8 protein-coding genes are annotated in these 7,984 nt (G+C 45.0%); all 8 read right to left on the bottom strand.

Annotation, left to right across the window (positions count from 1 at the left end):
* Window positions 1-150: 150 nt before the first annotated feature.
* The 8 genes from ACN0W5_RS15210 to ACN0W5_RS15175 all read right to left on the bottom strand — a co-directional run bounded on the left by ACN0W5_RS15210 (window position 151) and on the right by ACN0W5_RS15175 (window position 7,917).
* On the bottom strand, window positions 151-747 hold the full coding sequence (locus ACN0W5_RS15210; RefSeq protein ID WP_417454940.1) for a hypothetical protein: 597 nt from the start codon (window positions 745-747) through the stop codon (window positions 151-153).
* A 130-nt stretch (window positions 748-877) separates the two neighbouring features.
* Complete coding sequence (locus ACN0W5_RS15205; protein WP_417454939.1) at window positions 878-1,846, bottom strand: Hsp33 family molecular chaperone HslO; 969 nt, start codon at window positions 1,844-1,846, stop codon at window positions 878-880.
* 18 nt (window positions 1,847-1,864) lie between these two features.
* A complete protein-coding gene (gene argF, locus ACN0W5_RS15200; protein ID WP_417454938.1) occupies window positions 1,865-2,773 on the bottom strand; it encodes an ornithine carbamoyltransferase in 909 nt (302 codons plus the stop codon).
* 32 nt (window positions 2,774-2,805) lie between these two features.
* The gene (locus tag ACN0W5_RS15195; RefSeq protein ID WP_417454937.1) at window positions 2,806-3,984 is read right to left on the bottom strand and encodes an aspartate aminotransferase family protein; all 1,179 of its coding nucleotides are present in this window, start codon (window positions 3,982-3,984) and stop codon (window positions 2,806-2,808) included.
* A 137-nt stretch (window positions 3,985-4,121) separates the two neighbouring features.
* Entirely contained in the window at window positions 4,122-5,069 is a 948-nt protein-coding gene (locus ACN0W5_RS15190) for a TraB/GumN family protein (RefSeq protein ID WP_417454936.1), read from the bottom strand.
* 52 nt (window positions 5,070-5,121) lie between these two features.
* Window positions 5,122-6,060 (bottom strand): TraB/GumN family protein, encoded by a 939-nt coding sequence (locus ACN0W5_RS15185; protein WP_417454935.1) that lies wholly within the window; start codon window positions 6,058-6,060, stop codon window positions 5,122-5,124.
* Window positions 6,061-6,260: 200 nt separating this feature from the next.
* Window positions 6,261-7,079 carry an ABC transporter permease gene (locus tag ACN0W5_RS15180; protein WP_417454934.1) on the bottom strand — a complete coding sequence of 273 codons (819 nt, stop codon included), beginning with the start codon at window positions 7,077-7,079 and terminating at the stop codon, window positions 6,261-6,263.
* A gap of 13 nt (window positions 7,080-7,092) precedes the next feature.
* Entirely contained in the window at window positions 7,093-7,917 is an 825-nt protein-coding gene (locus ACN0W5_RS15175; RefSeq protein ID WP_417454933.1) for an ABC transporter permease, read from the bottom strand.
* Window positions 7,918-7,984 lie beyond the last annotated feature (67 nt).

The raw sequence follows: 7,984 nt of genomic DNA, 5'->3' as shown, positions 1-7,984 counted from the left end.
CAATCTTCCCGGAACTGGCAACATGGTTACCAAAGGTCATCTTTGGCTAAATCAAAACCCCAAAGATCAATCAAAAAAGCCGCTGAAGAAAACTTCAGCGGCTTTTTTTGTATAAAATTTTCAACCGATAACAGAGCTTATTTTTGATCCCTACGGCAGAACGTACTGGCCTAAATGTTTAGCAATGCCCTGTTGAAGCTGACGATCAATTTCCGTCATCAGGTCTTCGGTCAGTTTGTACCAAACCTTTTCTCTATCACGCAATTTGATATTTTCAGCAACGGTTACAGAGCGCTCTGCCTTCGCAACAACAGAAGCTTCGTTAAAGCCCTGATCACTCAAAACCTGCAATTCAACTTCAAGCACGCCAGTATAGCGTTCCGATTGATCATAGGTGAACAAACCTGTGATACCTTTTTGCTGTTCCAGTTCACTTTCAGTCACAGCAGCATTTTTAATAACAAAATTCAGAACGTTATTATTGCCTTGCGGATATAGACGGTCTTTTGCCCATCGGGCTGATGCCTGAGCAGGTGAAATATCAAACAAATGTTCAACATTCGGCGATTTAGCCGGACTGACATAGGCTTGATCAACAACCACATCCCGCACAAGAAGGTTATAAGGCGGCAAATGAGTATAAGTAAGCTCGGCATATTCATAGCTGGAAGGGGCTGTTTTACACCCCGTTAAAGCCGCACCACCAATAGCTAACCCACTCAACATAAATGAACGTCGACTTAACATTCTGAAATCTCACCTTTGCACAAACACAATGATTTTACCCACACGCCACAAAATATACGAAGTGGTATCAGCACTTATTTCTAAAGAAACAATATGGCACGACAAAGGCCTTTGCTCTTATAAGGATAATTTAGTTCTGATCGTTTTCACTCTGGATTTCGGCAATTGCAGCATCGTCAAAAACATAGGACCGACCACAGAACTCACACTTCGCATCAATCACACCGTCGACCTTGTAAGAATCAACTTCTTCAGCTGAAACAGTTTTGATCACATTAGCCAGCTTTTCCCGTGAACAACGGCATCCTTCTTTAAGCGGGCGTTGATCATACACTCTCACCTGTTCTTCATGGAACAAACGAAAGAGTAAATCAGATACGCTAAGATCCCGATCCAGCAACTCTTCTTCTGTACAACTCGACATCAAGATCATGGATCGTTGCCAATCTTCTTTGATCTCCTCGTCGTCTTTGTCAGCTTGCTGGTTAATCCCACCATCACCGGGTACGTATTGCAATATCATACCGCCGCCATGCCAGACTCCGTCGATTTGGGCAACATTAACCAGAACACCTGTATTAATTTGATCTGACTGTTTGAAATAACCCTGAATACACTCGGACAGGCTTTCACCTTCAAGTTCGACAATCCCTTGATAGCGCTCCATATTCTCTCCCTGATCCACGGTAAAGGCAATATAACCTTTACCTGTAAGATCAGTGAGTGAAAGTGTCGAATGGTCTTCCGTTTTATCAAGCAGCTCTTTCAAAGCCGCATGGTCTATCCCAGCGCAACCTCTAATCACTCCTTCGGATGTCATATCACTGACGAGCATTTTAACCGAGCCATCGCTTTTACTTTGTAACGTAAAACAGCCTGAAAATTTCATCAGAGAAGAAAGGACACTCGTCAGGGCCACAACCTCACCTAATAGCTCATTCACTATTTGAGGATAGTCATGCCGTTTGAGAATCTCATCAAGAGCAGGCCCCATGCGGACAACGCGCCCTCTGATTCCTGTTGATTCAAGTAAGAAGGGTTGAATCACATCATCCCTTAAAAAACCAGTTTCAACATTTTCCCCAACGGTGTCATTCATCTTTATTCTCCAACGTCCCTAAAGGTTACTCATACACCAATAAAGGATGCCTTTTTGGGCATGTAATCTGTTCTCAGCTTCGTCAAATACAACAGATTGCGGGCCATCGATAACTTCTGCAATAACCTCTTCACCGCGATGTGCTGGTAAGCAGTGCATAAACAGCGCATCGCTTTTGGCCAAGGACATAACACGTTCATCAACCTGATAAGGTTTCAGCAGATTATGGCGGTTCGCCGCATCCTTATCGCCCATGGATACCCATGTGTCGGCGACAATACAATCACTATCCTTAACCGCATCATCCATTGAACGAGTTACGGAAATCTTCCCGCCTTGTGACTGTGCCCAATCCAGTGCTTTTTGGTCCGGCGCCAGCTCAGCAGGTGTAGCCAGTTTCAATTCAAAGCCAAATCGGGTTGCTGCATGGATCCATGATGTCGCAACATTATTACCATCACCACACCAGGTAACTGTTTTACCAGAAATGGCACCGCGATGTTCTTCATAGGTCATGACATCGGCCATTAATTGGCATGGATGAGACTCGTCGGTCAAACCATTGATAACAGGAACCGTCGCATATTCCGCAAGCTCTTGCAGGATCTCTTCAGACGATGTTCGGATCATGATTGCATCCACAAAACGCGATAAAACACGCGCGGTATCCGCAATGGTTTCACCATGCCCCATCTGCGAGCTACTTGGATCAAGTAAAACCGCATTGCCACCAAGCTGATTAATACCCACTTCAAAAGAAACGCGTGTTCTCGTCGACGGTTTTTCAAAAATCATTGCCAGAGACTTTCCTTCCAGTGGTCGACCGGAAATTTCCCCTGATTTTAACTGAGAACCGTAGCCTAGTATTTCTCTTAATTTTGGTGTTTCAAACTGGTTCAAATCCAGAAAGTGTTTTGTATCGCTCATTGTATTATACCTTATAGACCCAGCGCCATTTATTAGGCAGCCAGGGTTAATCCTTTGCAGACGTCTTCCAATATTGTAATTGCTTCATCAACGTGTGATCGCTCAATAACAAGCGGTGGCAACAATCGGATAACATTATCCGCCGCGCCAACACTCAAAAGACCGCCATCACGCATTGCTGTAATCACGTCACTATTGGGAACACGGCATTTCAGCCCTAGCATCAAACCAGCACCACGAACTTCTTCGAAAACATTGGGATTCCGGGCAACAAGGCCATCCAGCTTCTCGCGGGTATAGTCAGCAATGGAAATTACACTGTCCATAAAGCCGTCTTCCAACAAGACATCCAGAACAGCATTCCCGATTGCCATTGCCAAAGGATTTCCGCCGTAGGTACTGCCATGGGTACCCGGTACCATACCAGCAGCAGCCTTATTTGTTGCCATGAAAGCGCCCATAGGGAAGCCGCCGCCAAGTCCCTTGGCTGTCCCGAGAACATCCGGCTCTATGTCAGCCCATTCATGGGCAAAAAGCTTACCTGTACGACCGTTACCACACTGAACTTCGTCCAAAATCAAAAGCAGACCAAATTCATCACAAACGGTGCGTAACCCCTTAAGGAAATCCGTAGACGCAGCACGAATACCGCCTTCACCTTGGATCGGTTCAACCATAATCGCTGCAGTCTCTTCAGTGATAGCAGCGCGCAATTCATTCAAGTTCTCAAAAGCAACATGGTCAAAGCCCGGCGTCTGAGGTCCAAAACCTTCAAGATGTTTAGCATTCCCCGCCGCAGACAATGCTGTCATCGTCCGGCCGTGGAACGCGCTGTCACAGGTAATAATACGATACTTCTGTGGTTGTCCGTTATAGCTGTGATACTTACGTGCCAGCTTAATGGCACCTTCCAGCGCTTCTGTTCCAGAATTGGTAAAGAAGACCTTATCGGCAAAAGAGTTTGCAACAAGGCGTTCTGCCAGCGTCTCACCACCTGTAATTCTGTATAGGTTAGAAACGTGCCACAGCTTACGGCCTTGTTCCTCTAGTGCAGCAACAAGCTTTGGATGACTATGCCCCAAGGAATTAACAGCAATACCACCAGCAAAATCAAGATATCGTCGGTTTTCAGCAGTATATAAGTAAGGACCTTCGCCCCGCTCAAATGCGAGGTCGATACGTGCGTAGGTGGGCATTACTGCGTCACTCATGGTATCTCTCTTTAATATCTGCTGAAAAAACAAAGCCCGGGGCGACAGTCAGTCACCCCGGAGCAACGTATTAACCCAATATCGATGCCCGCTGTCAACTGGAACAAGCAGGATTCACAAGGTTTTTAGCAGAAAAGCTATTTCACAGGCGTAATGGTGAAGCCTTTATCCTGCAAAAGTTTCAAAACCCCCTGTTGCCCGGGCAAATAGACTGCGTCTATCACAGTTAAACTATTCCCCTTTTCAAGCGTCTCACCCATCCGTGAAACCATTTGAAGATTACGGCTAAAAACAAGACTATCCATATATCTCGCCTGCCCTTCAGCCGACAAAACAGATATCTCGTCAAGAACCTCTTGATACAGCGCGCCAGAGGATTGAGAGAGAAAATTGTTAATCCGGGCTTGATAAATGACTTCTACAGTTTGAATTTCTGCGGGCAGCGTATCCAGCAATGCTAATTGGTCCGCTTCGTTTGATGCATCTGCAATTTGGAGCTGTTCTTCGATAGTTTGAAGCTGCACAATTTCTATACCCTGCTCAATCGCGATATCCTGAAACGTTTGATTAAGCGTCCTGATCCCCAATGAAATTCGTGATGCTTCGGACGGGGGGGATGAAAAAACAACCCGTGCGGCCCAAGGTTTCAACACATCCATCTGTCGTGCTAGATATCCGTATTCATAGCCAATAACTTTGATATTCTCGAACGTTTCTGGCGAAACAAGATCTCTTAGTCGGCGATTATCATTATACAGCATCACACTGAATAACTTCTGTTTAATCGCATCATCATCACGGATATCGACCATAAGATAATCGGCATTTTTTAAGAGCGTATGTGCATAGGCCCCGGCATCGACAACCCGACGATCACTGCTATTCAGTGTCCCGTATATATAGCTCGGCTCAGCCCCTTGCGTTTCAACTTTCCACAACACCGCATCGCCATTAATTAATGGCTCAGCAACACTGGGTTGCCATGAGAAAACAACCGAAAGTAAAAATAAAACACTGAGAAAGAAACGAACAAAAAACATATTTTCAGCCAATCTTTGATATTGGCCAATCTGCATCAAAGCCATCTTAATTCCTGAAGGAATGGGTTCAACAAATTACGCTGGATCTAGGTCATTGTTACAGATATTTATGCAGATTACATGCCTTGATTAGGACAAAAGTGACTTTTTTTCCATCTTCGCATGGGACACGGGAAACCTGATATCCGCGTTGTACGAGCATATTCAAAATTCCTTTCTCACCTGGCAAGTGTAGGGCACCAACAGCGGTAAAAGAATTTCCCTTTATCAACCCCTTGGTCATCCCATTTATCATATTGAGATTTCGTTTATCTAAAAGTCGCGTTATCCAAATATCGTACATTTCTGGCGGCTCTTCTTTTAGGTCGTCCAGAAGTGTCTCATAAAAACTATTCGTATTTTCTGATAGATACATTTCAACGTATTGTTCCATCAAATCATCATGATGTTTTCCGTCGTCGGGCTTTTCAAGAATACGAATAATCGCATCCAGATAAATTTGACGGTCGCGGTCACTAAAAACAGAAAGCTGTTCACGCACGGTTTCCAAACCGTTGACTTTAATCCCATGTTCCTTGGCAAAAGCACCTAATTGAAAATCCAATGCAACCCCGCTGTCTTGATGTTTTTCCCTATCCGGGTCATTTGGCAAGGCCTTTAAGATTGGGTAAATAGCCCAAAGTTCCAAATCACGCAGAACCTCATTCAGGGTTCTGCCGTCATCCCGTATCCGCACATTGTATGATTCACGTAATTCGCGCTGTGAGAGATTAATTTCCAAATTAAGAAGATCAGCATTTTTAATAAAAGGCTCAACGCGATCTTTGATCTTAAGTACTCTTGGGTCCGCAACGTGCATGGTTCCCAAAAGATAACTCGGCTCTCTATTATCTTTCTCAATTTTCCAAAACAGCCCCTTACCATAAGGAATTGCCCCATCGCTAAGAGTTGGGTTTGGAAACAGTAGACAACCAGCAAGCAAAAGAAACGCTAAGAACTTATACCGGGTAAAAAAAATACTATATGGGAAAGACATCAGACTCTCTTTGAACCAGTGTGCCCCGCTGCACTCAAACGGGTAGTACAGCACAGTCATTGTATACAAACAGTCTAGAAATCACTTCCTTACAAAAGATGAAAATGCACAGGAAAATGGGCCGAATGTTATTAAAAATACGTCACAGCAAAAAGCTTTTGGCGTAAAATTTGAGGTAAAAAAAAATCGACGGCGTAATATCAGGCCTTGATCTTGTAGCCGCGCTTAAATAACAACCAACCGCAAACAACCATCACCAAAATCAAACACACAAGCGTGCCACCTTGCCAGATTAAATCTTCGGCAGATCCATATCCGGTAATGCCATAGCGAAAGCCACTGATAATCCAGAACATCGGATTGGCTTCGAAAAGCCATTGCCAGCTTTCCGGGATACGATCCAAAGTGAAAAACGTGCCAGATAGAAGACCAAGCGGCAGGACAAGAAAATTATCCACCAAAGAGAACTGGTCCCACTTATCAGACCAGAGACCTACAAGGACGCCAATCATAGAAAACAGCAATGCTGCTGAGATCCCAAAGAAAGCGGTCGCCCCGAAACTGTATAACATTGGCCCTGTGAAAACCGTCATCGCCCCCAGAAGCAGCAATGCGACGAGAAGAGCATTGGCGACACCAGCCAGACTATAGCCAAACAGAAGCTCTATCGGTGATAAAGGAGCCATCAGCACATCGGTTATCACCCCTTCCTGTTTGTCGATAATCAGCATGAAACAAACATTTTGAAACGCCGTTTGCGACAGCACAAACACCGCAAGACCAGGCGCTATAAACTGTAAGGCAGAGAGTCCGGGAACCATCTCACCGCTTGGCCCCAATGCAAGGGTAAAAACCGTCATGAACAGCATAGTTGAGACCATAGGCCCCAGAAGGCTCTCGACCCAAAACCGCATAAACCGAATTACGCCACGACGATAGAACAAAGTCCAAATACGCAAAAATGCGATAATACGGACGCCTTCACCGGGCACAACATTGTTGCTTTGATCTGGCGTCACGTTATTCATCCCATCAGGCTTTCAAACGATAACCAGTGGTAATCAGACGATGTGTAACAAACCATAGGATGAGGTTAACCACAGGAAGCAAAATAGCTCCAATCATGATGTTTCCGTCGGCATGACCAATAAAGCCATACCGGAAACCATCAATCATATAAAAGAAAGGGTTAAAATGAGCCACAGCAACCCAAGCATCGGGCAGACGGTCGATTGAGTAGAACGTGCCGGAAAGGAAAGAAAGCGGCGTGATAATAAAATTAGTCACCGCAGCAATGTGGTCATATTTTTGTGCCCAAATCCCGCCAAGCATTCCGAGAAGAGCCAGCATCATACAAGCATTAATGGCAAACCATAACGCCGACAAAGGATGCGCCAGTGAAACTGGAAGGAAAAGCATCATGGCAAAAAACACCGTCAATCCGACCATCAAGCCACGAGTAATCCCGCCCGCTGCAATACCCAATGCCATTTCCCATGGTGCCAGCGGTGGCATCAAAATGTCCACTATGTTGCCCTGAACCTTAGCAATCAGGATAGAGGACGATGTATTGGCAAAGGAATTTTGCGTCATGGTCATCATCATCAGCCCTGGTGCAAGGAAGGTGATATAATCAACACCGCCCACAGTTCTGTTCAACCCGCCAAGAGCCAGCGCGAAGACGGCTAAAAACAATAAGGTTGTAATAACAGGCGCCATAAGTGTCTGTGTGAAAACGTTTAAAAATCGTTTTACTTCACGACTGTAGAGTGTCCAAAGACCAAGGGTGTTCACACGACCCATGGTACGGGGAGCTATTTGGGTAAGTTTTTGATCGATCAAAGCCATGCGACACATTTACGCAACCATTCCGTTGGCTTCAAGGGCAAGATCCTAATTACTTCTTATTTTTGCCATTTTTATT

Source organism: Kiloniella sp. (genome assembly GCF_048270245.1).
Classification (GTDB): Bacteria; Pseudomonadota; Alphaproteobacteria; order Kiloniellales; family Kiloniellaceae; genus Kiloniella.
Note: the sequence above shows the minus strand (reverse complement) of the source record. Positions and strands in the feature narration are given on the sequence as shown.

Bases quoted from the DNA above. Each gene is read 5' to 3' on its own strand.
- ACN0W5_RS15185 (WP_417454935.1), bottom strand. From the start codon at position 6,060: ATGTCTTTCCCATATAGTATTTTTTTTACCCGGTATAAGTTCTTAGCG.
- ACN0W5_RS15175 (WP_417454933.1), bottom strand. From the start codon at position 7,917: ATGTGTCGCATGGCTTTGATCGATCAAAAACTTACCCAAATAGCTCCC.
- ACN0W5_RS15190 (WP_417454936.1), bottom strand. From the start codon at position 5,069: ATGGCTTTGATGCAGATTGGCCAATATCAAAGATTGGCTGAAAATATG.
- argF (WP_417454938.1), bottom strand. From the start codon at position 2,773: ATGAGCGATACAAAACACTTTCTGGATTTGAACCAGTTTGAAACACCA.
- ACN0W5_RS15205 (WP_417454939.1), bottom strand. From the start codon at position 1,846: ATGAATGACACCGTTGGGGAAAATGTTGAAACTGGTTTTTTAAGGGAT.
- ACN0W5_RS15195 (WP_417454937.1), bottom strand. From the start codon at position 3,984: ATGAGTGACGCAGTAATGCCCACCTACGCACGTATCGACCTCGCATTT.
- ACN0W5_RS15210 (WP_417454940.1), bottom strand. From the start codon at position 747: ATGTTAAGTCGACGTTCATTTATGTTGAGTGGGTTAGCTATTGGTGGT.